Below are 24,275 nucleotides of genomic sequence, written 5' to 3' on the forward strand. Positions count from 1 at the left end.
ACCCGGACGCCCCGGACGCCCCGGCATGCATATCCACATTCAGGAGCCTATGACCTGAATCGGACGCTGTCATCGGCGGTTCGCCCTCCCGTCGGAACCGGACGTGCCGGGCGGTGGCGGCAGTTCCCGCCCGCGCAGTGCCCGCCGTTCCCCGCCGCCCTCCGGCGGCGGGGCGTCGGCGAGCCGGAGGACGGGGTCCTGGGGCCCTTCGACGCCCGCCACCACCGGCCCGGAGGCGCGGCCCGCCTTGGCCCGGTACTGGGCCGCGTCGGCCAGCCGGAACAGCCGCCGGGCCGAGGTCACCGGGCCGACCGGCTCCTCGGTGGTGGCGATCCCGCAGGCCACCCCCTCGCCCAGCTCCAGTTCCCGGGCCCGTCGGCAGAGCTCGTCGGCCGCGCGGACCACCTCCTCGGTCGAGGGCCCCACCGCGATCAGGCAGAACTCGTCCCCACCGAGCCGGGCCGCCAGCGTGCCGGGCAGCATCGCGCCGCAGAGGGAGAGCACCGAGCCGAAGCGTTCCAGGAGGCGGTCGCCGGCGGCGTGCCCGTGGGTGTCGTTGACCTGCTTGAGCCCGTTGAGGTCGCAGACCACCAGGCTGACGACCGCGCCCTCGGTCCGGTGCCGTTCGACGGCCTCGTCCAGCCGCGCGTCGACGGCGCGGCGGTTGGCGAGGCCGGTGAGGGCGTCGGTGAAGGCCAGGCGCTCGGCCTCCTCCAGCCGCTTCATCTGGGAGAGCCCGGCCGCGACCACGGCGGCCAGCACGGTGGCGAAGTCGGCGTCGCGGCGGTCGAAGACCGGAGCGCCCAGCGGGCGGGCGACGTACAGCTCGCCCCAGGCGCGGCCATGCAGCACGATCGGGGCGATCACGCAGCAGCCGCGGCCGCGGCGGCGCAGCGCCGCGACCCGCTGGTGGCAGTAGCCGGCGCGGTCCCGGGTGGGCCCGCCGCGCGGGCCGTCCGCCGTCTCCACCCAGGCGTCCGGCTCGCCGCCGTTGGCCCAGCGCTCGTGGAGGAACTCGGTGATCTCCGGGAACTGGTGGACCGGGTAGGACTCCGCCTCGGGGAACTCCTCCTCGTCCGGGGCGCGGTCGCCGGCGTTGACCAGGACGCGGAGCCGGCCCATCTCGCGCTCCCACACCGACAGCGCGGCGAAGCTCCCGCCCAGCGCGTGGCTCGCGCCCAGGGCGGCGGCCCGCCAGGACTCCCGGGGCGTCCTGGCGGCGGCCATGCCCTGGGCCAGCGTGACGACCGCGCGCAGGCGGTTCTCCTCTGCCATGCGTTCAGGCTAGGGATGTTTCGTCCGAAACGTGACGTCGAACGATCTGAAGCGATCACTCACCGTGACCGATCCGCCTGCCGCGGCAGGCGCGGCAAGCGCGGCGGAGGTCAGGCCCAGAGTTCCGTCACGCTGACGTCCAGCTTGCCGAGCAGGCGGCGCAGGAGGGGAAGGCTGAGGCCGATCACGTTGCCGTGGTCGCCGTCGATGCCCTCGATGAACGGGGCGGAGCGCCCGTCGAGGGTGAAGGCGCCCGCGACGTGCAGGGGCTCCCCGGTGGCGACGTAGGCGGCGATCTCCTCGTCGGTGGGGTCGCCGAAGCGGACCACGGTGGAGGCGGTGGCGGAGGAGTACCGGCCGGTGGTGGTGTCGTACACGCAGTGTCCGGTCTGGAGGACGCCGGCGCGGCCCCGCATGGCCTGCCAGCGGGCCGTCGCCTCGGCGGCGTCGGCGGGCTTGCCGAGCGGCTCGCCGTCCAGGTCGAGCACCGAGTCGCAGCCGATCACCAGGGCTCCGGACGCCTCGGGGCGGGCGGCGACGACCGAGGCCTTGGCCTCGGCCAGCGCGAGGGCCAGCTCCGCGGGGGTGGGGGCGGTCACCGCGTCCTCGTCCACCCCGCTGACGATCACCTCGGGGGCGAACCCGGCCTGCCGGAGCAGTCCGAGACGGGCGGGGGACTGGGAGGCCAGGACGAGCCGCCGCTGCGGTCGTCCGGCCCGGTCGTTGCGCTGATCGGTCATGGCGGAAGCGTATCGACGCCGAGCACCGCCATGGCGACGATCATGGCGAGGGCCATCAGCACGCCGAGCCGCCGGAGCATCACCTGCGTGCGCCGCAGGTCCTCGGGCGGCCCGGCCTCGGGATCGGGGTCGGACCAGAGCACACCACCGAGCATGCGTCCCCGACCGCGCCGCCGCCTGAGTACCCGTACTCAGGCGGCTCCCGGTGTCGCCCGCCTCACACCGGCCCGCCGGGCAGCACCGGCCCGCCCGGTCGGGTCACACCGGCCAGTACGTGCGGCTCCAGGCCGCCGGCCCCGGCTGCGGGGCCCGCCGCCCGGCGAGTGCCGCCGGGTCGGCCCAGGCGTCACGGGCCGTGCCCGCGTCCTCCGCGGGTCCGGCGGCGACGGCCGCCGCCCGCGCCCGCACCACCGCCAGCGCCGCCGCCAGCTCCTCCGGTGTCGGATTCCCCCGCACGACCTTGATCGTCATAGCCACGCGACCTTCCTGAGCGCTGGGACCCTAGAGCGGGATGTTGCCGTGCTTCTTCGGGGGAAGTGATTCCCGCTTGGTGCGCAGATGACGCAGCCCGCGGACGATCTGCGAGCGCGTCATGGACGGCGCGACCACCGCGTCGACGTAACCGTTCTCGGCGGCGATGTACGGGTTGAGCAGCGTGTCCTCGTACTCCTGGATCAGCCGCGCCCGCACCGCCTCGAGATCCTCGCCGTTGGCCTCCGCCTCGGCGAGGGTGCGCCGGTGCAGGATGTTGACCGCGCCCTGCGCGCCCATCACCGCGATCTGCGCGGTCGGCCAGGCCAGGTTGAGGTCGGCGCCCAGGTGCTTGGAGCCCATGACGTCGTACGCGCCGCCGAACGCCTTCCGGGTGATCACGGTGATCAGCGGGACCGTGGCCTCCGCGTAGGCGTAGATCAGCTTGGCGCCGCGGCGGATGATGCCGTCGTGCTCCTGGCCGACGCCCGGCAGGAAGCCGGGCACGTCCACGAAGGTCAGCACCGGCACGTTGAAGGCGTCACACGTCCGGACGAACCGCGCCGCCTTCTCGCTCGCCTTGATGTCCAGGCAGCCCGCGAACTGCATCGGCTGGTTGGCGACCACGCCCACCGGCCGGCCCTCGACGCGGCCGAAGCCGGTGAGGATGTTGGGCGCGAACAGCGGCTGGGTCTCGAAGAACTCGCCGTCGTCCAGGACGTGTTCGAGCACGGTGTGCATGTCGTACGGCTGGTTGGCACTGTCCGGGATCAGCCGGTCCAGCTCCAGGTCCTCCTCGGTGACCGTGAGGTCGGCCTCCTCCGGGAAGAACGGCGGCTCGCTCAGGTTGTTCGAGGGCAGGTACGACAGCAGCTGCTTGATGTACTCGACGGCGTCCTTCTCGTCGCCCGCCATGTGGTGGGCCACGCCGGACAGCGAGTTGTGGGTGTGCGCGCCGCCCAGCTCCTCGAAGCCCACGTCCTCGCCGGTGACCGTCTTGATGACGTCCGGGCCGGTGATGAACATGTGCGAGGTCTTGTCCACCATCACGGTGAAGTCGGTGATGGCCGGCGAGTACACCGCGCCGCCCGCGCACGGGCCGACGACCAGGCTGATCTGCGGGATCACCCCGGAGGCGTGCGTGTTGCGGCGGAAGATCTCGCCGTAGGCGCCGAGCGAGGCCACGCCCTCCTGGATGCGGGCGCCGCCGGAGTCGTTGATGCCGATGACCGGGCAGCCGGTCTTCAGCGCGAAGTCCATCACCTTGGCGATCTTCTGGCCGTAGACCTCGCCGAGGGCGCCGCCGAAGACGGTGAAGTCCTGGGAGAACACCGCGACCGGACGGCCGTCCACGGTGCCGTAGCCGGTGACCACGCCGTCGCCGTAGGGCCGGTTCCTCTCCAGGCCGAAGTTGGTGGAACGGTGCCGGGCGAACTCGTCCAGCTCCACGAACGACCCCTCGTCGAGGAGGAGTTCGATCCGCTCACGGGCGGTGAGCTTGCCCTTGGCGTGCTGCTTCTCCACCGCGGGGCCCGAACCGGCGTGCGTCGCCTGGTGGATGCGGTCCTGGAGATCCGCCAGCTTGCCCGCGGTGGTGTGAATGTCGCCCTGCTGCAGCTCTTCCGGCTCGGCCATCGGGGTTGCGGCTCCCTGCTGGTGGTGGTGTGTACGTCGTCGTCGGCGTAAGGGGATGTCGGCGGGAGGATGGTTACTCAGCCGTAGCGTAATGGCGGACCGCCTGTCCGGCAGTGCGGCGTATCCCACACCTACGCTGGGTTGCATGACGCCGCGTGATCGCTCAGAACACCCCACCTCCCCGCTCGGCGGGGCGGGCCGCTGGTCGGACCTGGACCGCCCTCCGCTGAACGCCGTCGCGCTGCGGCGGGCGCTGGTGCGGGAGGAGTCGCTGTGGACCTCCCTGGACGTCGTGCCGGTCACCGGCTCCACCAACTCCGACCTGGTGGCGGCGGCGCGGGCGGGCCGGGCCGAGGAGGGCGCGGTGCTGGTGGCGGAGGAGCAGTCCGCGGCGCGCGGCCGGCTGGACCGCGTCTGGTCGGCGCCGGCCCGCTCGGGGCTGTTCTTCTCCGTGCTGCTGGCGCCCAACGACGTGCCGGTGCCCCGCTGGGGCTGGCTGCCGCTGCTCACCGGGGTCGCGGTGGCCACCGGCCTGGCGCGCACCGCCGGCCTGGACACGGCGCTGAAGTGGCCCAACGACCTGCTGGTCACGGTCGGCGGCGAGGAACGCAAGGCCGGCGGCATCCTCGCCGAGCGGGCCGGCACCGAGGGCGTGGTGATCGGCGTCGGCCTCAACGTCACGCTGCGGGCGGACGAGCTGCCGGTGCCGACGGCCGGTTCGCTGGCCCTGGCCGGCGCGGCCGTCACCGACCGGGACCCGCTGCTGCGGGGCGTGCTGCGTTCCCTGGAGCAGTGGTACACGCGGTGGCGGGTGGTCGGCGGCGACCCCGAGCTGAGCGGGCTGCTGGAGACCTACGCGGCCGGCTGCGCGACCCTGGGCCGCCAGGTCCGGGCCATGCTCCCCGGCGGGGACGACGTGGTGGGCGAGGCCACGGCCCTGGACGGCGACGGCCGCCTCGTGATCACGGCCGGTGACGGCTCCCGGCACCCGGTGGGCGCCGGGGACATCGTCCACCTCCGCCCGGCGTGAGCGGGCCCGGGCAGGGGTGAACCGGGCGGCGCGCAGCGTCGTGCGAGAGGGCGACGGGTGGTACGGCGGCGCGGCCCCGGAGCGGCGTGCCGGGGGCGCACCACTCCCGGGACGCGATCCGGGAGTGAGCTGCGGCACACCTGCCGTAGAGTTGAGGCCGGTCGAAACCTGACCTCGGCAGATCGGAAGGGCAACAGGCGTGACCGTCGACGACGCGGGCTCCGGCACGGGCGGACATCCCGGACCGGACGGCGACCCCCGGCCCGAGCCCGGCCCCGCCGACGCCTCCGCGGACGAGTCCCCCGAGGCGCCCCCCGCCTCCAAGGCCTCCGAAGCCCCCACCGCCCCCCGGGCCCCCGGGGCCTCCGGGGCCTCCAGCGCTTCCGCGAGCCGCCGGACCGCCGGCGACTCCGACGACCGCCGGGCCGCCGGGGACGACGGGAACCGCGGGGCCGCCGGCGACTCCGGGAACGGCACGGACCGCCGGGCCGCCGGTGACGACGGGGACCGCGGGGCCGCAGAGGGCTCCCGGACCGCCGGAAACGGGAACCCCGGGGACCTGCGGGCCGCAGGTGACTCCGAAAACTCCCGGACCTCCAGCACCCCACGAACCACCGGAGCCCCCCAGTCCTCCCAGGACTCCGAGGACTCCGCGGGCCCCCGGGCCGCCGGGGACTCCGGCGACTCGCGGACCGCTGAGGGCTCCCGGACCTCCGGGAACTCCGTGCACTTCCGGGCCGCTGGGGACGACGCCCCACGGGCCTCCCAGGCCGCCGGGGACACCGGGGGCACCGAGAACTCCCCGATCGCCGGGGACTCCCGGACCTCCGGGGACCCCGACGCCCCCCGGACCTCCGCTTCCAAGGGCTCCGCGGCCTCCGGGGCGGCCCCGGCAGCCGGGGCCGAGGACCCGGAACGCGCGGACCGCGCGGAACGGTACGAGGAGCTGTCCGCCGCCGACCGCACCGCCGCCCAGAACACCACCGGCACCTCCGACGAGGACCCGCTGGCCCTGCGCCTGGAGGCCCTGATCCTCGGCGCGGAGCGCCGCTACAGCCCCTTCCAGGCCGCCCGCAGCGCCGGCGTCTCCATGGAGCTGGCGTCCCGCTTCTGGCGGGCCATGGGCTTCGCCGACATCGGCCAGGCCAAGGCCCTCACCGAGGCGGACGTGCTGGCCCTGCGCCGCCTGGCCGGTCTGGTCGAGGCGGGCCTGCTCAGCGAGGCGATGGCGGTGCAGGTGGCCCGTTCCACCGGCCAGACCACCGCCCGTCTGGCGGACTGGCAGATCGATTCCTTCCTGGAGGGCCTCACCGAGCCCCCCGAGCCGGGCATGACCCGCACCGAGGTGACCTACCCCCTCATCGAGCTGCTCCTGCCCGAGCTGCAGGAGTTCCTGGTCTACGTCTGGCGCCGCCAGCTCGCCGCCGCCACCGGCCGGGTCATCCAGACGGCGGACGACGAGGAGATGGTCGACCGCCGCCTCTGCGTCGCCTTCGCCGACCTGGTCGGCTTCACCCGGCTGACCCGCCGCCTCGAGGAGGAGGAGCTGGGCGAGCTGGTCGAGGCGTTCGAAACCACCGCCGCCGACCTGGTCGCCGCGCACGGCGGCCGGCTGGTGAAGACCCTCGGCGACGAGGTCCTCTACGTCGCCGACGACCCGGGCGTGGCCTCCGAGATCGCGCTGCGCCTGATCGAGACCCTCGCCAACGACGAGACCATGCCGGAGCTGCGCGTCGGCATGGCCTTCGGCACGGTCACCACCCGGATGGGTGACGTCTTCGGCACGACGGTGAACCTGGCCTCCCGCCTCACCTCCATAGCTCCGCGGGACGCGGTCCTGGTCGACAGCGAGCTCGCCCAGGAACTGCGGCGCACCCGGGACGCCCCGGCGGCCGAGGAACAGGTCAAGGAGGACGAGGAGCAGACCTACCGGTTCGCGCTGCAGCCCATGTGGCAGCGGCCGGTCCGCGGTCTCGGCGTGGTCGAGCCGTGGCTGCTCACCCGGCGCGGCGGTCAGCCCTGAGCCCCTGAGATGATCCCCGGCGACACCGATGAAGTCGTCGATCCCGGGAGGCTGTCCACCATGAGCCGCAACGAGCACGAGGTCCTGACGGAACGCGAGGACGGCGAACGCCACGGGGAGTTCGTGCGGGTGGTACGGCACGGGCACGTCGCCGAGCTCGTGCTGGACCGGCCGCGCGCGATGAACGCGGTCTCCACGGAGATGGCCCGCTCGCTCACCGCCGCCTGCGAGGCGCTCGCCGCCGACCGCGACGCGCGGGTGGTCGTGCTGACCTCCAGCCACGAGCGGGCGTTCTGCGTGGGCGCGGACCTCAAGGAGCGTAACGGCTTCACCGACGACCAGCTGCGCCGTCAGCGGCCGGTGAACCGGGCGGCGTACACCGGCGTGCTGGAGCTGCCGATGCCGACCATCGCCTCCGTGCACGGGTTCGCGCTGGGCGGCGGCTTCGAGATCGCGCTGTCCTGCGACCTGATCGTCGCGGACCGCACGGCGGTGGTGGGACTGCCCGAGGTGTCCGTGGGCGTCATCCCCGGCGGCGGCGGCACGCAGTTGCTGCCGCGGCGGGTCGGGGCGGCCCGGGCCGCCGAGCTGATCTTCACCGCGCGGCGGGTGGAGGCCGCCGAGGCCCGGGAGCTGGGCCTGGTCGACCTCCTGGTCGACGAGGGGACCGACCGCGAGGAGTCCTTGGCCCTGGCCGCGCGCATCGCCGCCAACTCCCCCGTGGGGCTGCGCGCCGCCAAGCGGGCGATGCGGCTCGGCTGGGGCAAGGACCTCCCCACCGGCCTCGACCTCGAGGACAACGCCTGGCGCACGGTCGCGTTCTCCGCCGACCGCGCCGAGGGCGTCGCCGCCTTCAACGACAAGCGCCGCCCCGAATGGCCGGGCGAGTGACCCGCCCCTGACGCGACCGCACCCCCGGGGGCGCATCACCCCCGGGGCGCCCGGTCAGGCCGCGGCCGGCGCCTGCTTCTCCGCCGGGGCCGGCGGGGCCGGCGGGGGCTGCTCCCCGGTGGGCCGGGGGCGGCCCGGCGAGGAGAGGAAGAGGAGGATCAGCACCAGCACCGCCGCCAGGACGGCGAACGCCTTCACCCCCACCAGTGCCAACGCCGCCGCGCCCAGCACCCCGTGGACGACGGCCATGGTGACCAGCAGCCCCGTGCCGAACCGCCCGAGGGCGCGCCCCCGGATCGCGGAGACCAGCACCAGCACGCCGCACGCCACGAAGACCAGGGCGAACAGCACCGCCCCGATCCTGGAGGCCCGCGCGACCATGTCCGGGTCCAGCCCGTCCAGCGACATCCGCTGCCCCTCGACCACCATGGCCAGGAACCAGTTGAGCCACGCCACCCCGGCCGCCTCGGCGAACATCGCCGGCGCCAGGACGAAAGCCACCGTCCTGCGCACCACCGGCCCCACCCACTTCCACTGATTTCCGTCGTGCCCGACGGGCCGCGGACCGGCCTCCCACGAGGCGTCCGCTCCCCCACCCGGGCTATTACCCGGGGTATCTCCCAGGGTGGCAGGAACGTTACTCACGGGTATACGCAGCGACAAGAGTTCTGACGACCGCAAAGATTCACCGAGGTGTTGGTAGGGACTCCACAAAGAAACACGGCCCGCGGCGGCGTGGCTTTACAGAGACCTGAGCCACATCACCCGGCTAGGGTTTCCGGGAGGAGTCCCGCGCCGCCCGGCGCTACAAGGGATTTCACCGCTCGGCACCCGCCGCAAGGCCCTCGTTTCACCCTCCGTGTGGGCAAGCTCACCACTGGGGACGGGTCGTAGTGACGTGTCGGCAGTCCCTAAACTCGGCTTGTTTCAAGGAGGGAGCCTCAATCGTGCGCAAGGTGCTCATCGCCAACCGTGGCGAAATCGCAGTCCGCGTCGCCCGGGCATGCCGGGATGCCGGTATCGCGAGCGTGGCCGTGTATGCAGACCCCGACCGGGACGCTCTGCACGTGCGTGCCGCGGACGAGGCGTTCGCCCTCGGCGGTGACACCCCGGCGACCAGCTACCTGGACATCGCCAAGGTGCTGAAGGCCGCCGCGGATTCGGGCGCGGACGCGATCCATCCCGGCTACGGCTTCCTGTCCGAGAACGCGGAGTTCGCGCAGGCGGTCATCGACGCGGGCCTGAACTGGATCGGCCCGCCGCCGCAGGCCATCCGCGACCTGGGCGACAAGGTGGCGGCCCGTCACATCGCCCAGCGCGCGGGCGCGCCGCTGGTGGCCGGCACGCCGGACCCGGTGTCCGGCGCCGACGAGGTCGTCGCGTTCGCGAAGGAACACGGCCTGCCCATCGCCATCAAGGCGGCGTTCGGCGGCGGCGGCCGCGGCCTGAAGGTCGCCCGCACCCTCGAAGAGGTCCCCGAGCTCTACGACTCCGCGGTCCGCGAGGCCGTCGCGGCGTTCGGCCGGGGCGAGTGCTTCGTCGAGCGCTACCTGGACAAGCCGCGTCACGTCGAGACCCAGTGCCTGGCCGACAAGCACGGCAACGTGGTCGTGGTCTCCACCCGTGACTGCTCCCTCCAGCGCCGGCACCAGAAGCTGGTGGAGGAGGCCCCGGCCCCGTTCCTCTCCGAGGCCCAGGTCGCCGAGCTGTACTCCGCGTCCAAGGCCATCCTCAAGGAGGCCGGCTACGTCGGCGCGGGCACGGTCGAGTTCCTGGTGGGCGTCGACGGCACGATCTCCTTCCTGGAGGTCAACACCCGCCTGCAGGTGGAGCACCCGGTGACCGAGGAGGTCGCGGGCGTCGACCTGGTGCGCGAGATGTTCCGCATCGCCGACGGCGAGGAGCTCGGTTACGGCGACCCGGTGCTGCGGGGTCACTCCTTCGAGTTCCGCATCAACGGCGAGGACCCGGGCCGTAACTTCCTGCCCGCGCCGGGCACCGTCACCGCCTTCGCCCCGCCGTCCGGCCCGGGCGTCCGCCTGGACGCGGGCGTCGAGTCCGGCAGCGTGATCGGCCCGGCCTGGGACTCGCTCCTGGCCAAGCTGATCGTCACCGGCCGCACCCGCAAGGAGGCCCTGGAGCGGGCCTCGCGCGCCCTGGAGGAGTTCAAGGTCGAGGGCATGGCCACCGCCATCCCCTTCCACCGCGCGGTGGTCAAGGACCCGGCGTTCGCCCCCGAACTCACCGGTTCGGCCGACCCGTTCACCGTCCACACCCGGTGGATCGAGACCGAGTTCGTCAACGAGATCCCGCCGTTCGCCGGCACGGCCGACGCCGACTCCGAGGACGAGGGCGACCGCGAGACCGTCGTGGTCGAGGTCGGCGGCAAGCGGCTGGAGGTCTCGCTGCCCGCCTCGCTCGGCATGTCCCTGGCCCGCACCGGCCTCGCCGCCGGCGCCAAGCCGAAGCGCCGCGCCGCCAAGAAGTCCGGCCCGGCCGCCTCCGGGGACACCCTCGCCTCGCCCATGCAGGGCACGATCGTCAAGGTCGCGGTCGAGGAGGGCCAGGAGGTCAAGGAGGGCGACCTGATCGTCGTCCTCGAGGCCATGAAGATGGAGCAGCCCCTCAACGCGCACCGGTCCGGCACGGTCAAGGGCCTGTCCGCCGAGATCGGCGCCTCCATCAGCTCCGGCGCCGCCATCTGCGAGATCAAGGACTGACCCGCACGGCCCCGAAGGGCGCGTGAGGCCCCCGGCCCCACGCGCCCTTCTCCGTCCCACCCCCCGGCCCCCACACACACGACGGCCCGCCGAGCGGGGAACGCGCGCCGCACACGACGGCGGTACACCGCGCACGGCGGCGTCGACGGCGGCGGCTCAGGCCGCCCACGCTTCCCACCCGCGCGGAATCGGCCGCTCGGGCGCACCCCAGCCGCTCGGGCACACCCCCGCCCGCACGGGCACCGCTCACGCGGGGCCGGTGGCGAGACCTACCGGCGGCGCAGGTCCGCCACGCGGGCGCGTTCCGCCTGCGCCGCGTCGCCGAGGACCGCGGCGGCGCGGAGCTGGGGGCCGCCGGGGGCATGACCGCGGCGCGGGCCCGGGACGGGCACGTCCCTGCGCTGCCGCCCGCCCCCCTGCGGCTCCGGCCGCTCCGCCCGCTCGGCCCCCGGCGCACCGGCCACGGCGATCTGCACGCCCTGGTCGGCCAGCGCCTGCAGCTCCGTCGCGGCGCGGTCCTCGTGGCCCGGCGGCTCGTCGGTGACCAGCCGTGTGATCAGCTCCGTGGGGACCGTCTGGAACATCGTGTCGGTGCCCAGCTTGGAGTGGTCCGCCAGGACCACCACCTCGGAGGCGGCCTGCACCAGCGCACGGTCGACGGACGCGGAGAGCATGTTGGAGGTGGACAGACCGCGCTCCGCGGTCAGCCCACTGCCCGACAGGAAGGCCTTGGAGACGCGCAGCCCCTGCAGGGACTGCTCCGCACCGCTGCCCACCAGCGCGTAGTTGGAGCCGCGCAGGGTGCCGCCGGTCATGACGACCTCCACGCGGTTGGCATGGGCGAGCGCCTGCGCGACCAGCAGCGAGTTGGTGACCACGGTCAGCCCGGGCACCCGCGCCAGCCGCCGGGCCAGCTCCTGGGTGGTGGTGCCCGCCCCGACCACGATGGCCTCGCCCTCCTCGACGAAGCCCGCGGCGAGGTCGGCGATGGCGGTCTTCTCGGCGGTCGCGAGATGGGACTTCTGCGGGAAGCCCGACTCCCGCGTGAACCCGCCCGGCAGCACCGCACCGCCGTGCCGGCGGTCGAGGAGTCCTTCTGCCTCCAGCGCGCGCACGTCCCGCCGCACGGTCACTTCGGAGGTCTGGACGACACGGGCGAGCTCACGGAGCGACACCGCTCCGTTGGCGCGCACCATTTCGAGGATCAATTGACGACGTTCTGCAGCGAACACGAAACTGACAGTAACCCCAACGACCGACTGCTTTCAGCAGTTTGCGGCGAATTGCAGAAGATGTACGTGATCAGGGGCCGGGGATGATATAAGGCACCGTCCGCGCGACTATGCCACACGCATGGGCCGCGACCGACCGTGATCGCGGGACCCGTCACCCGGACAAACGACAAGCGCCGGCCCCGAGTTGGGACCGGCGCCGCGTCGCGGGCTCCGACAGGTCAGGCCTTGCGGGTGTGCAGCTGACGCGCCACCTCGGCGATCGAGCCGGACAGCGAGGGATACACGGTGAACGCGTTTGCGATCTGCTCCACCGTCAGGCTGTTGTCCACCGCGATGGAGATCGGGTGGATGAGCTCCGAGGCGCGCGGGGCCACCACGACACCGCCGACCACGATGCCGGTGCCCGGCCGCGCGAAGATCTTGACGAAGCCGTCCCGGATGCCCTGCATCTTGGCGCGCGGGTTGCGCAGCAGCGGCAGCTTCACCACCCGGGCGTCGATCTTGCCGGCGTCGACGTCGGCCTGGGTGTAGCCGACGGTGGCGATCTCCGGGTCGGTGAAGACGTTGGAGGAGACGGCCTTGAGGTTGAGCGGGGCCACCGCGTCGCCGAGGAAGTGGTACATGGCGATGCGGCCCTGCATGGCCGCCACCGAGGCGAGCGCGAAGACGCCGGTGACGTCGCCGGCCGCGTAGACGCCGGGCGCGGTGGTGCGCGAGACCTTGTCGGTCCAGATGTGGCCCGAGTCCTTCAGCCGGACGCCGGCCTCCTCCAGGCCCATCTCGTGGGTGTTGGGGATCGCGCCGACCGCCATCAGGCAGTGCGTGCCGCTGATCACCCGGCCGTCCGAGAGGGTGACCTCCACCCGGTCGTCCACCCGCTTGGCGGACTCGGCGCGGGAGCGGGCCATCACGTTCATGCCGCGGCGGCGGAACACGTCCTCCAGCACGGCGGCGGCGTCCGGGTCCTCGCCCGGCAGCACGCGGTCGCGGCTGGAGACCAGCGTGACGCGGGAGCCCAGCGCCTGGTAGGCGCCGGCGAACTCGGCGCCGGTGACGCCGGAACCGACCACGATGAGCTCCTCGGGGAGCTCGTCCAGGTCGTACACCTGGGTCCAGTTCAGGATGCGCTGCCCGTCCGGGCGGGCGGCGGGCAGCTCGCGCGGGTGGCCGCCGGTGGCGATCAGCACGGCGTCGGCGGTCAGCGTCTCCTCGCTGCCGTCCGCCGCCCGCACGACCACCTTGCGCGAGCCGTCGGAGGCCTGCAGGCCCTCCAGCCGGCCCCGGCCCCGCAGCACCCGGGCGCCGGCCCGGGTGACGGAGGCGGTGATGTCGTGCGACTGGGCCAGCGCCAGCCGCTTCACACGGCGGTTGACCTTGCCCAGGTCGACGCCGACCACGCGCGCGGGCGTGTCGACGTGGGGGGTGTCGTCCGCGACGATGATCCCCAGTTCCTCGTACGACGAGTCGAAGGTGGTCATCACCTCGGCCGTCGCGATGAGCGTCTTCGACGGCACGCAGTCGGTCAGCACCGACGCGCCGCCCAGACCGTCCGCGTCGACGACGGTCACCTCCGCGCCGAGCTGCGCGGCGACCAGCGCCGCCTCGTATCCGCCGGGCCCGCCACCAATGATCACGATCCGAGTCACGTGCCCCATTGTCCCGCACCCTTCAAGCTCGCACCGCCCGGGGTCCACCGACCGCCTCACCGGCCGCCGCCACCCCCGCGCGTACCCCTCCGGGGCGACGGAAACGACACGACAACGATCCCGCTGCGTTTCCTCCCGCATCTACGCGCGTAGGGACGGAAGGGATAGGGTCGGGCGGGTGAACGCTTCTCTTCTTCGGGACGACCCGTACGCCGCCGCCGTGGCAGCCGCCGACCGCCTCCGGCAGCTCACGGGCGCCGAGACCCACGACGTCGCACTGGTACTGGGCTCCGGCTGGGCCCCGGCCGTCAACGCCCTGGGCGAGCCGGAGGCCGACCTGGAGGTCACCGAGCTCCCCGGCTTCCCGCCCCCCGCGGTCGAGGGCCACGGCGGGCGCGTCCGCTCCTACCTGCTCGGCGAGCGCCGGGTCCTGGTCTTCCTCGGCCGCACCCACTACTACGAGGGCCGCGGCGTGGCCTCCGTGGTCCACGGGGTGCGCACCGCGGTCGCGGCCGGCTGCCGCACGGTGGTGCTCACCAACGGCTGCGGCGGCCTGCGCGAGGGCATGCGCCCCGGCCAGCCGGTGCTGATCTCGGACCACATCAACCTGACGGCCACCTCCCCCATCGTGGGCGCCAACTTCGTGGACCTCACCGACCTGTACTCCGCGCGCCTGCGCGAGCTGTGCCGGGAGGTCGACCCGAGCCTGGAGGAAGGCGTCTACGCGCAGTTCCCCGGCCCGCACTACGAGACGCCCGCCGAGATCCGGATGGCCCGCACGATCGGCGCCGACCTGGTGGGCATGTCGACGACCCTGGAGGCGATCGCGGCGCGCGAGGCGGGCGCCGAGGTGCTGGGCGTCTCCCTGGTCACCAACCTGGCCGCCGGCATGACGGGCGAGCCGCTCAACCACGAGGAGGTCCTCCAGGCCGGCCGCGACAGCGCCACCCGGATGGGCGAACTCCTCGCCCGGCTGCTGCCGCGCCTCTGACGCGCGACGGCCTCGCCGGGGGCCGCACCCCGGACGCCGCGGGCCGCGGGCGTCCGGAGCGTCCGGAGCGTCCGGCCGGGCGGGACCGCGACGGCGGTGTGGTCCCGCCGCGGCGGGGTTCCCGTTCCGGGAGGGCCGCCGTCGTGGACGGCGGTGTCACGGTCCCGGGCGGGCGGCCCGGAGCACCGTGAACCGAACACCGAACCGGAGGATGAACCGACCGTGCAGGACACCCTGATCACCCGGGCCCGGACCTGGCTCGCCGAGGACCCCGACCCGGACACCCGGGCCGAGCTGAGCGCCCTGCTGGAGGCGGGCGACGAGGCCGCCCTCGCCGAGCGCTTCGCCGGCACGCTGCAGTTCGGCACCGCCGGCCTGCGCGGCGAGCTGGGCGCGGGGCCGATGCGGATGAACCGCTCGGTGGTCATCCGCGCCGCCGCGGGGCTGGCCGCCTACCTGCGCGCCCGCGGGCAGGGCGACGGCCTGGTCGTGATCGGCTACGACGCCCGGTACAAGTCCGCCGACTTCGCGCGGGACACCGCCGCCGTGATGACCGGTGCCGGGCTGCGCGCCGCGGTGCTGCCCCGGCCGCTGCCGACGCCGGTGCTGGCGTTCGCGATCCGCCACCTGGGCGCGGTGGCGGGCGTCGAGGTGACCGCCAGCCACAACCCGCCGCGGGACAACGGCTACAAGGTCTACCTGGGCGACGGTTCGCAGATCGTGCCGCCGGCCGACGCGGAGATCGCCGCCGAGATCGCCGCGGTGGCCTCGCTGGCCGACGTCCCCCGGCCGGAGTCCGGCTGGGAGGTGCTGGACGACTCGGTGCTGGAGGCCTACCTGGCCCGCACCGACGCGGTGCTCTCCCCGGGTTCGCCGCGCACCGCCCGGACCGTGTACACGGCGATGCACGGCGTCGGCAAGGACGTGGTGCTGGCCGCCTTCGCGCGGGCCGGGTTCCCCGAGCCGGTGCTGGTCGCCGAGCAGGCGGAGCCGGACCCGGCGTTCCCCACGGTCGCCTTCCCCAACCCGGAGGAGCCGGGGGCGATGGACCTCGCCTTCGCGGCCGCCCGGAAGGCCGAGCCCGACCTGGTGATCGCCAACGACCCGGACGCGGACCGGTGCGCGGTCGCGGTGCCGGACGGCTCCGGCGACTGGCGGATGCTGCGCGGCGACGAGGTGGGCGCTCTGCTCGCCGCGCACCTGGTGGCCCGGGGCGCGCGGGGCACCTTCGCCGAGTCGATCGTCTCGTCCTCCCTGCTCGGGCGGATCGCCGCGAAGGCGGGCCTCGGCTACGAGGAGACCCTCACCGGCTTCAAGTGGATCTCCCGCGTGGAGGGGCTGCGCTACGGCTACGAGGAGGCCCTCGGCTACTGCGTCGACCCGGAGGGCGTCCGCGACAAGGACGGCGTCACCGCCGCGTTGGCGATCACCGAGCTCGCGTCCGTGCTCAAGGAGCAGGGGCGCACGCTGCTCGACCTGCTGGACGACCTCGCGGTGGAGCACGGCCTGCACGCGACCGACCAGCTCTCGGTGCGGGTCGCGGACCTCTCCGTCATCTCGGACGCCATGCGGCGGCTCCGGGAGACCCCGCCCACCCGGCTGGCGGGGCTGGCGGTCACCCGGGCCGAGGACCTCACCGAGGGCACGGAGACGCTGCCGCCGACGGACGGGCTGCGGTACACGCTCGACGGCGCGCGGATCATCGTCCGTCCCAGCGGCACGGAGCCCAAGCTGAAGTGCTACCTGGAGGTCGTGGTCCCCGTCCCCGACGCCACCGCCCTCCCCTCGGCCCGTGCCGAGGCCCGGCGCACCCTGGACGCCCTGCGCGCCGCCCTCGCCGAGGCCGCCGGCCTCTGACGCGCCGGGCGGGCCCTGCCCGGACCGGCCGCTGGCGACGGCGTCCCCGCCGTCGCCGGCGGCCGACCGGGGGGCCGGAAGCCCAGCGGCCGGCCGGGGGCCCGGGAACGCCGGGCGGGCCGGTCAGCCCAGGAACTGCAGGATCAGCAGGAGGACCGCTCCGGCGGCGGCGGGCACGTAGATCTCGTAGGCCCGCCGCACGGTGACCTCACCCTGTGCCGTGGACACCTCCGCCTGCCGGTCCCGCCGCTCCCGCAGCTCCTCCACGATCTTGTCGGTGCCCCGCCGGGTGGACACCACGGCGCCCCCCGCGTTCCCGCCCGACGCCGACGTCCCGGTCCACTTCGGCATCGGCCCGCGCGCGTCCACGTCCCGCTCCGACGCGGCGGTCGCCCTCAGTGACTTCCGCCGGTCCCGCAGCGACACCGGCAGCGCCCACAGCTCGTACCGGCGCCCGTCCTCGTCGACCACCTCGTGGGAGAGCCCGGAGCGCAGCCCCGCGACCTGCCCCCACGGCAGGGTGATCACCCGGAACGGGTTGCGGACCCGCAGCCGCTCGTCGTTGGCGTACACGGCGGGGCGGAAGCTGAAGGCCACCACCAGCGGGACCACGAGCAGCAGCACCCCCACCGCGGTCAGCACGGTCCGCCCGGAGCCGTTCAGCAGCGCGTCGACGGCGAGCCCCCCGACGATGACCAGGGTCAGCGAGCCGCCCACCAGGGCGGTGGGAGACCGGTAGACCGTGTCGGGACTTGGGACGCTCGTGTTCATGCCTCCGATTGTGCACGAGTTCGAGCGGTCTCCTCCGCCCCGCGACCGATCCGGAACCGGATGGAGACCTACGGGACTGGGCAGCCGCTACACGCGTAGATATGCTCGCCTGGTGACCATGTCGACAACACCCTCCCCCACCCACGCACTGACCGACGTCGCCGCGTCCGACGCCTCGCTGCGGCGCTTCCTGCACGGGCTGCCCGGTGTGGACGCGGTCGGCCTGGAGGCCAGGGCCGCCGCCCTCGGCACCCGGTCGATCAAGACGACCGCCAAGGCGTACGCCCTCGACCTGGCGATCTCCATGGTGGACCTGACCACGCTGGAGGGCGCCGACACCCCCGGCAAGGTGCGGGCGCTCGGCGCCAAGGCCGTCCTGCCCGACCCCACCGACCGCACGGCCCCCGCCACCGCCGCGGTCTGCGTCTACCCGGACCTGGTCGAGGTCGCCAAGGCGGCCGTCGCCGGTTCCACCGTGAAGGTCGCCTCGGTCGCCACCGCCTTCCCGGCGGGCCGCGCGCCCCTGGAGGTCAAGCTGGCCGACGTCCGGGCCGCCGTGGCCGCCGGCGCCGACGAGGTCGACATGGTCATCGACCGCGGCGCCTTCCTGGCCGGTCACTACCTCAAGGTGTACGAGGAGATCACCGCCGTGAAGGAGGCCTGCGGCGGCGCCGCGCGCCTGAAGGTGATCTTCGAGACCGGCGAGCTCTCCACGTACGACAACATCCGCCGCGCGAGCTGGCTCGCCATGCTGGCGGGGGCCGACTTCATCAAGACCTCCACCGGCAAGGTCGCGGTCAACGCCACCCCGGCGAACACCCTGCTGATGCTGCAGGCGGTCCGCGAGTTCCGCGACCGCACCGGCGTGCAGATCGGCGTGAAGCCGGCCGGCGGCATCCGCACCGCCAAGGACGCGGTCAAGTTCCTGGTCGTCGTCAACGAGACGGCGGGCCCGGACTGGCTGGACAACCACTGGTTCCGGTTCGGCGCCTCCTCCCTCCTCAACGACCTGCTGATGCAGCGGCAGAAGCTGGCCACCGGCCGCTACTCCGGCCCCGACTACGTGACGGTGGACTGATCCCCATGACTTTCGAGTACGCACCGGCGCCCGAGTCCCGCTCGGTGGTGGACATCGCCCCGTCCTACGGGCTGTTCGTCGACGGCGAGTTCACCGAGGCGGCCGACGGGCGCGTCTTCAAGACGGTCTCCCCCTCGACGGAGGAGGTCCTCTCCGAGGTCGCCCGGGCCGGCGAGGCCGACGTGGACCGCGCGGTCGCCGCGGCCCGCCGCGCCTTCGAGGGCTGGTCCGCGCTGCCCGGCAGCGAGCGCGCCAAGTACCTGTTCCGCATCGCCCGGATCGTGCAGGAACGCTCCCGCGAGCTGGCCGTCCTGGAGACCCTGGACAACGGCAAGCCGATCAAGGAGACCCGCGACGCCGACCTGCCGCTGGTCGCCGCGCACTTCTTCTACTACGCGGGCTGGGCCGACAAGCTGGAGCACGCCGGGTTCGGCGTGAACCCGCGCCCGCTGGGCGTGGCCGCGCAGGTCATCCCGTGGAACTTCCCGCTGCTGATGCTGGCGTGGAAGATCGCCCCGGCGCTCGCCACCGGCAACACGGTCGTCCTGAAGCCGGCCGAGACCACCCCGCTGTCCGCCCTGTTCTTCGCGGACATCTGCCGCCAGGCCGGGCTCCCCAGGGGCGTCGTCAACATCCTCCCCGGCTACGGCGACGCCGGCGCCGCGCTGGTCGCCCACCCGGACGTGGACAAGGTGGCGTTCACCGGCTCCACCGCGGTCGGCAAGGCGATCGCCCGCACGGTGGCCGGCACCCGCAAGAAGCTCACGCTGGAGCTCGGCGGCAAGGGCGCCAACATCGTCTTCGACGACGCGCCGATCGACCAGGCCGTCGAGGGCATCGTCAGCGGCATCTTCTTCAACCAGGGCCAGGTCTGCTGCGCCGGCAGCCGCCTGCTCGTCCAGGAGTCGGTGCACGACGAGGTGCTGGACGCCCTCAAGCGCCGCATCTCCACGCTCCGCCTCGGCGACCCGCTGGACAAGAACACCGACATCGGCGCGATCAACTCCGCGGAGCAGCTGGCCCGGATCACCACGCTGGCCGACCAGGGCGAGGCGGAGGGCGCCGAGCGCTGGACCGCCCCGTGCGACATCCCCGCCCAGGGCTACTGGTTCGCGCCGACCGTCTTCAGCGGCGTGACCCAGGCCCACACGGTCGCCCGGGACGAGATCTTCGGCCCGGTCCTCTCGGTGCTCACCTTCCGCACCCCGGACGAGGCGGTCGCCAAGGCCAACAACACCGCCTACGGCCTCTCCGCGGGCATCTGGACCGACAAGGGCTCCCGCATCCTCGCCGTGGCGAACAAGCTGCGCGCGGGCGTCGTCTGGTCCAACACGTTCAACAAGTTCGACCCCACCTCGCCGTTCGGCGGCTACAAGGAGTCGGGTCACGGCCGCGAGGGCGGTCGCCACGGGCTGGAGGCCTACCTCGATGTCTGAGCGTCCGATGTCTGAGCGCCTGAGCGTTTTCAAGACCTACAAGCTGTACGTGGGAGGCAGGTTCCCGCGTTCCGAGAGCGGCCGGGTGTACGAGGTGACGGGCTCCAAGGACGGTAACTGGCTGGCCAACGCCCCGCTGTCGTCCCGCAAGGACGCCCGCGACGCGGTGGTCGCCGCGCGCAAGGCGTTCGGCGGCTGGGCGGGCGCGACCGCGTACAACCGCGGGCAGGTCCTCTACCGCGTCGCGGAGATGCTGGAGGGCCGCCGCTCCCAGTTCACCCGCGAGGTCGCCGAGGCGGAGGGCCTCTCCAAGGCCAAGGCGGCCGCCCTGGTCGACCTCACCGTCGACCGCTGGGTCTGGTACGCGGGCTGGACCGACAAGATCGCCCAGGTGGTGGGCGGCGCCAACCCGGTCGCGGGCCCGTTCTTCAACCTCTCCACGCCCGAGCCGACCGGCGTGGTCGCGGTCCTGGCCCCGCAGGAGTCCTCCCTCCTCGGCCTGGTCTCCGTCCTCGCCCCGGTGATCGCCACCGGCAATACCGCGGTGGTGGTGGCGAGCGAGCGCTCGCCGCTGCCCGCGCTGTCCCTCGGCGAGGTCCTGGCCACCTCCGACGTCCCCGGCGGCGTGGTCAACGTCCTCTCCGGCCGCACGGCGGAGATCGCCCCGACGCTCGCCTCCCACATGGACGTCAACGCGATCGACCTCACCGGCGCGGACGCGGAGCTCGCGACCGGCCTGGAGGTCGCGGCGGCGGACAACCTCAAGCGGGTGCTGCGCCCGCGCGCCGGAGAGGACTTCGCGGCGACACCGGGCCTGGAGCGGCTGACGTCGTTCCTGGAGACCAAGACGGTCTGGCACACCACCGGTTCCCTGGGCGCCTCCGGCTCGTCCTACTGACCCGGCTCGTCCCACCGACCCGGGTCGGCCTCCGGGCCCGGGCTCACCCCTGCCGGCCGACGCAGGACCGCGGCGCGCCCCCGCAGGAGGGGAGGGGCACCGCCGCGCACCGGATGCGGGTCGACTCCCCCACATCCCGCATCCGACAGCGCCCCTCCCGCCCCGGCCGGCTCCGCCGCTCAGGCCGCCGGGGCGGGAGCGAGGCCGCCCAGCAGCCCGGTGACCTGCCCCACCGCGGGCAGCGCGTTGATCGTCTCCGCCTGCAGCAGCGGGCCGGTCACCATCCTGCTGTTCACCGGCTGGAAGTCCGCGACCTGTGTGCCGACGCCGTTGTCCGTCGGATCCACCCCGGTGCCGGCCAGCGGGTTCGGCTTCAGGTTCCCCACCGGTCCGGTCGCGTACCCGACCGTGTTCTTCAGCGTCTCCATCCCGGTCTCGAGATCGATCACGCTCAGCGCCACCTTCGGCTCCACCGGTTCCTGCCCCGGCCCGGGCGCGGCCGACGCCACCGCCGCCCCGCCCCCGAGTGCCAGTCCGGCCCCGGCGAGGACCACGGCCGCCCTTCCGCCGTTCACGTGCTTCGTCCGCCTCGGTGCCGAGTGACGCCCCATGGTGCTGCCCGCCTGTTCTGTCTGACCGTTCGGTGACCGGAGAGCCACCGAGCGTAGTGGAGCCGTGCCGCCCCGCCCAAGCGGCCACCGCCCGTTCGAGCTCCGTTCGACGCGGTTCGCTCCGTCAGGCCACCGTGACGCCCTCCCGCCTCTCCTGTTCCTGACATCACATGAGCATTCCGCGGCATCGAAACAACAGGTAATCTTCAAGCAATCTCCCTATTAGCGTCATCCTCTGATCAGAAACGGCCAATAGCATGTCCTCCGCCCTATCGGGCGCCGTTGAGCGCCTCGTCCCCAGTCGTGGTCGGGCGCGGAGGGAGAAGGAGCGGCTCGCAGCCGCCGCCGAGAAGGCCCGACGCGCCGCCGAGGCCCAACGGGTCAAGGAGCAGCGGATCGCGGAGCGGCGGGCGGCGATGCTCGCGGCGGACCCCGCCGTCGCCGAGCTGACCGCGCAGGACCGCGTCTACTACGGCCGTGTCGTCGGCTCCTTCACCTCCGACGCCGCCCGCGCCCGCAACCTGCACCTGGTCACCGACGCGCTGGAGCACGCCGGCCTCGACTACTGGATGGTCCCCGGAACCTCTCCGCAGCGGCACGTGGTGGGCATGCGGATCACGGACCGGAAGGCCTTCCTCACCTCTCTGCGGGAGCTCTACGGGCAGGCGCCGCTGTACATCAGCCGCTCGACCGCGGACGACTGGCCCGAGGAGACCGCGCTGTACGCGGACGGAGGGCTGCCCGTCACCCTCAAGCGCTCCCGGGTCGTCCGCTTCACCGAGCTGCAGCTCGGCCCGGCCGGACAGCTCCTGTCCGGTTTCGAGCAGGGCTGCGACGTGGAGTTCTGGCAGGAGGGCGACGACCTGCTGGCCGCCCTCGCCGCGGCGGACGAGGACCCCGAGGCCGCCCGCAAGGCGACCGACCGGCTCTCGTCCCTGCGCACCCAGTTCCCCCAGAGCGCCCTGCCGGGGGCACTGGTCGCGCCCCGCTCCAACGCCGTCTCGGACTCGGTCCCCGCCGAGGCCCGCGTCCCCGCGACCCGCCGCATACAGGGGCGCTCCCACCCGACATTCCGGGACTTCTCCCTGCCCGCCCTGGAGGCGGTCGACTTCGACATCGACGTCGTCTACACCTGGGTGGACGGTTCGGACCCGCGGCTGGCCGCACAGCGTGAGGCGTACCGCGTCGGCTCGCCGGTTCCGCTGCGCACCCACTCCCGGGAGAGCGGCGCCTCCCGGTACACCAACCACGACGAGCTGAAGTACTCGCTGCGCTCGCTGGAGATGTACGCGCCGTTCGTGCGCAACATCTTCGTGGTCACCGACGGGCAGACCCCGTCCTGGCTCGACACGTCCGTGGCCGGCATCCGGGTCGTCGACCACAAGGAGATCTTCACCGACCCGAGCGCCCTGCCGGTGTTCAACTCCCACGCGATAGGCACCCAGCTCCACCACGTCGAGGGCCTCTCCGAGCGCTACCTCTACTTCAACGACGACGTCTTCGCGGGCCGCCCCCTCACCCCCGAGCACTTCTTCCACGGCAACGGCATCGCGAAGCTGCCGTTCTCCCCCGCCCAGTACGGCCTCGGCTCGCCGCTGAAGGACGAGCCCGCGCCCAACTCGGCGGGCAAGAACGTGCGCCGCCTGTTGCTCGAGCGGCACGGCCGTATGGCCGTCAACAAGTTCATGCACACGCCGCACCCGCAGATACGCACCGTGATGCGCGAGATCGAGGAACTGTTCGCCGAGGACGTGGAGCGCACCAGCCGCTCGCGGTTCCGCGACGTCACCGACATCGGCATGGGCGCGAGCATGCACCACCACCACGCGTACATGACCGGCCGTGCCGTCCCGGGCACGTACAAGCTGCGCTACGTCGACGTGGCCCGCGACAACGCCCCCGACCGGCTCGCCGAGCTGCTGGAGACCCGCCGCTTCGACGTCTTCTGCCTCAACGACGTCCACTCGCCCGCGGAGCAGCACCAGGCGATCCACGAGCGCATGCACGGCTTCCTGGAGCAGTACTTCCCCTTCCCGAGCCGCTTCGAGCGCCGGGACTGACCCGGCCGGATGCGCCGTGACGGGACGAGGACGGGGTGTGATGTGCGTGCGAACTCCGTCCACCGACTCGTTCGAGGGCCGTTCGATGCCGCAGACTGGTCTCTCGTGACCACCCAGTTCTCCTTCCCGACGCGTGTTGTTCTGCTCTGCGGCCCCTCGGGGTCCGGGAAGTCGTTGCTCGCCGCCGGCACCGGGCTCCCGGTGCTGCGGCTCGACGACTTCTACAAGGAGCACGACGACCCCACGCTGCCGCTGGTGGCGGGCAGTGAGGACATCGACTGGGACCACCCGCTGTCCTGGGACGCGGACACCGCCGTGGCCGCGATCGAGTCGCTGTGCCGCACGGGGCGGACCGAGGTGCCGGTCTACGACATCTCGCTGAGCGCCCGGACCGGGCGGACGGAGCTGGACATCACGGGCGCGCCGGTCTTCGTGGCGGAGGGGATCTTCGCGGCGGAGATCGTCTCCCGCTGCCGTGAGCTGGGGCTGCTGGGTGACGCGCTGTGCCTGACCCGGGGGTCGGTGACGACGTTCCGGCGCCGCTTCCTGCGGGACCTGCGCGAGGGCCGCAAGTCGGTCCCGTTCCTGCTGCGGCGGGGCTGGCGGCTGATGCGGTCGGAGCGGACGATCGTGGCGCGGCAGACGGCGCTCGGGGCGCACGCCTGCGACCGGCCGGAGGCCGAGGCCCGGGTCGCGGCCGTGGTGGCCGCCGCCGTCCGTTCCGGCGAGACGCCGGCCAGGAAGGCCTGAGCGGACGCCGCCTCCGGCCGCGCCCCGCTTCCGGCCGCCCCCGCGCACACAAGAGGGCGGGACCGGAAAGCCCCCGCTTCCGGTCCCGCCCGTCCCCCGTGTCCCCCGTTTCCCCCGTCCCCCCGTGGTCCCCCGGTCCGGCCGACTCCCCCCGGAA

General features: G+C 73.5%; 21 protein-coding genes. 11 read left to right on the forward strand and 10 right to left on the reverse strand.

Annotated features, from left to right (window positions below):
* Positions 1–69: 69 nt before the first annotated feature.
* The 5 genes from ACWD3O_RS03025 to ACWD3O_RS03045 all read right to left on the reverse strand — a co-directional run bounded on the left by ACWD3O_RS03025 (position 70) and on the right by ACWD3O_RS03045 (position 4,121).
* Entirely contained in the window at positions 70–1,275 is a 1,206-nt protein-coding gene (locus tag ACWD3O_RS03025) for a diguanylate cyclase domain-containing protein (protein WP_451414685.1), read from the reverse strand.
* A 110-nt stretch (positions 1,276–1,385) separates the two neighbouring features.
* Positions 1,386–2,015 (reverse strand): Maf family protein, encoded by a 630-nt coding sequence (locus tag ACWD3O_RS03030; protein WP_451410804.1) that lies wholly within the window; start codon positions 2,013–2,015, stop codon positions 1,386–1,388.
* On the reverse strand, positions 2,012–2,158 hold the full coding sequence (mmpB, locus tag ACWD3O_RS03035; protein WP_356129074.1) for a morphogenic membrane protein MmpB: 147 nt from the start codon (positions 2,156–2,158) through the stop codon (positions 2,012–2,014). Before mmpB ends, ACWD3O_RS03030 begins: the two co-directional genes overlap by 4 nt.
* A 115-nt stretch (positions 2,159–2,273) precedes the next feature.
* Positions 2,274–2,486 carry an acyl-CoA carboxylase epsilon subunit gene (locus ACWD3O_RS03040; RefSeq protein ID WP_451410878.1) on the reverse strand — a complete coding sequence of 71 codons (213 nt, stop codon included), beginning with the start codon at positions 2,484–2,486 and terminating at the stop codon, positions 2,274–2,276.
* A gap of 30 nt (positions 2,487–2,516) precedes the next feature.
* Positions 2,517–4,121, reverse strand: a complete 1,605-nt coding sequence (locus tag ACWD3O_RS03045; RefSeq protein ID WP_451414686.1) for an acyl-CoA carboxylase subunit beta — start codon at positions 4,119–4,121, stop codon at positions 2,517–2,519.
* 145 nt (positions 4,122–4,266) lie between these two features.
* Here ACWD3O_RS03045 and ACWD3O_RS03050 point away from each other — a divergent pair, with 145 nt between their 5' ends.
* From ACWD3O_RS03050 to ACWD3O_RS03060, 3 genes are all read left to right on the forward strand, one after another.
* Positions 4,267–5,151 carry a biotin--[acetyl-CoA-carboxylase] ligase gene (locus ACWD3O_RS03050; RefSeq protein WP_451414687.1) on the forward strand — a complete coding sequence of 295 codons (885 nt, stop codon included), beginning with the start codon at positions 4,267–4,269 and terminating at the stop codon, positions 5,149–5,151.
* A gap of 946 nt (positions 5,152–6,097) precedes the next feature.
* Entirely contained in the window at positions 6,098–7,174 is a 1,077-nt protein-coding gene (locus ACWD3O_RS03055; RefSeq protein ID WP_451414826.1) for an adenylate/guanylate cyclase domain-containing protein, read from the forward strand.
* A 60-nt stretch (positions 7,175–7,234) separates the two neighbouring features.
* Positions 7,235–8,065: an enoyl-CoA hydratase/isomerase family protein gene (locus ACWD3O_RS03060; RefSeq protein WP_451410807.1), complete on the forward strand. Its 831-nt coding sequence runs from the start codon at positions 7,235–7,237 to the stop codon at positions 8,063–8,065.
* Positions 8,066–8,119: 54 nt separating this feature from the next.
* Here ACWD3O_RS03060 and ACWD3O_RS03065 read toward each other — a convergent pair whose 3' ends face one another.
* Positions 8,120–8,566 (reverse strand): hypothetical protein, encoded by a 447-nt coding sequence (locus ACWD3O_RS03065; protein ID WP_451410808.1) that lies wholly within the window; start codon positions 8,564–8,566, stop codon positions 8,120–8,122.
* A 446-nt stretch (positions 8,567–9,012) separates the two neighbouring features.
* Between ACWD3O_RS03065 and ACWD3O_RS03070 the strand changes: the two genes are divergently transcribed.
* Positions 9,013–10,785: an acetyl/propionyl/methylcrotonyl-CoA carboxylase subunit alpha gene (locus tag ACWD3O_RS03070; protein WP_451414688.1), complete on the forward strand. Its 1,773-nt coding sequence runs from the start codon at positions 9,013–9,015 to the stop codon at positions 10,783–10,785.
* A gap of 269 nt (positions 10,786–11,054) precedes the next feature.
* On the opposite strand, the gene ACWD3O_RS03075 is transcribed toward ACWD3O_RS03070, so the two are convergent.
* Together ACWD3O_RS03075 and ACWD3O_RS03080 are read right to left on the reverse strand one after the other, a co-directional pair.
* Positions 11,055–12,017, reverse strand: coding sequence for a DeoR/GlpR family DNA-binding transcription regulator (locus ACWD3O_RS03075; RefSeq protein WP_451414689.1), 963 nt, complete (start codon positions 12,015–12,017; stop codon positions 11,055–11,057).
* A 221-nt stretch (positions 12,018–12,238) separates the two neighbouring features.
* The gene (locus ACWD3O_RS03080) at positions 12,239–13,675 is read right to left on the reverse strand and encodes an NAD(P)H-quinone dehydrogenase (protein WP_451410810.1); all 1,437 of its coding nucleotides are present in this window, start codon (positions 13,673–13,675) and stop codon (positions 12,239–12,241) included.
* A 169-nt stretch (positions 13,676–13,844) separates the two neighbouring features.
* On the opposite strand from ACWD3O_RS03080, the gene ACWD3O_RS03085 reads away from it, so the two are divergent.
* Both ACWD3O_RS03085 and ACWD3O_RS03090 read left to right on the forward strand, forming a co-directional pair.
* Complete coding sequence (locus ACWD3O_RS03085) at positions 13,845–14,657, forward strand: purine-nucleoside phosphorylase (protein ID WP_451410811.1); 813 nt, start codon at positions 13,845–13,847, stop codon at positions 14,655–14,657.
* A gap of 222 nt (positions 14,658–14,879) precedes the next feature.
* Entirely contained in the window at positions 14,880–16,514 is a 1,635-nt protein-coding gene (locus ACWD3O_RS03090; RefSeq protein WP_451414690.1) for a phospho-sugar mutase, read from the forward strand.
* A gap of 123 nt (positions 16,515–16,637) precedes the next feature.
* Here the strand turns inward: ACWD3O_RS03090 and ACWD3O_RS03095 are convergent, their stop codons facing one another.
* A complete protein-coding gene (locus tag ACWD3O_RS03095; protein ID WP_451410813.1) occupies positions 16,638–17,285 on the reverse strand; it encodes a PH domain-containing protein in 648 nt (215 codons plus the stop codon).
* A gap of 118 nt (positions 17,286–17,403) precedes the next feature.
* Between ACWD3O_RS03095 and deoC the strand changes: the two genes are divergently transcribed.
* Genes deoC through ACWD3O_RS03110 form a run of 3 tightly spaced genes read left to right on the forward strand, consistent with a single transcriptional unit; the run spans position 17,404 to position 20,697 of the window.
* Complete coding sequence (gene deoC, locus ACWD3O_RS03100; protein ID WP_451410881.1) at positions 17,404–18,363, forward strand: deoxyribose-phosphate aldolase; 960 nt, start codon at positions 17,404–17,406, stop codon at positions 18,361–18,363.
* A complete protein-coding gene (locus ACWD3O_RS03105) occupies positions 18,363–19,799 on the forward strand; it encodes an aldehyde dehydrogenase family protein (RefSeq protein ID WP_451410882.1) in 1,437 nt (478 codons plus the stop codon). Before deoC ends, ACWD3O_RS03105 begins: the two co-directional genes overlap by 1 nt.
* 7 nt (positions 19,800–19,806) lie before the next feature.
* Positions 19,807–20,697 (forward strand): aldehyde dehydrogenase family protein, encoded by an 891-nt coding sequence (locus ACWD3O_RS03110; RefSeq protein ID WP_451410814.1) that lies wholly within the window; start codon positions 19,807–19,809, stop codon positions 20,695–20,697.
* Between the two features lie 179 nt (positions 20,698–20,876).
* On the opposite strand, the gene ACWD3O_RS03115 is transcribed toward ACWD3O_RS03110, so the two are convergent.
* Positions 20,877–21,272 (reverse strand): hypothetical protein, encoded by a 396-nt coding sequence (locus ACWD3O_RS03115; protein WP_451414691.1) that lies wholly within the window; start codon positions 21,270–21,272, stop codon positions 20,877–20,879.
* Between the two features lie 293 nt (positions 21,273–21,565).
* Between ACWD3O_RS03115 and ACWD3O_RS03120 the strand changes: the two genes are divergently transcribed.
* A complete protein-coding gene (locus ACWD3O_RS03120) occupies positions 21,566–23,368 on the forward strand; it encodes a stealth family protein (RefSeq protein WP_451414692.1) in 1,803 nt (600 codons plus the stop codon).
* A 9-nt stretch (positions 23,369–23,377) separates the two neighbouring features.
* Positions 23,378–24,118, forward strand: coding sequence for a uridine kinase family protein (locus ACWD3O_RS03125; RefSeq protein ID WP_451414693.1), 741 nt, complete (start codon positions 23,378–23,380; stop codon positions 24,116–24,118).
* The last annotated feature ends 157 nt before the right edge of the window (positions 24,119–24,275 follow it).

This window comes from Streptomyces sp. NPDC002640, assembly GCF_053592575.1.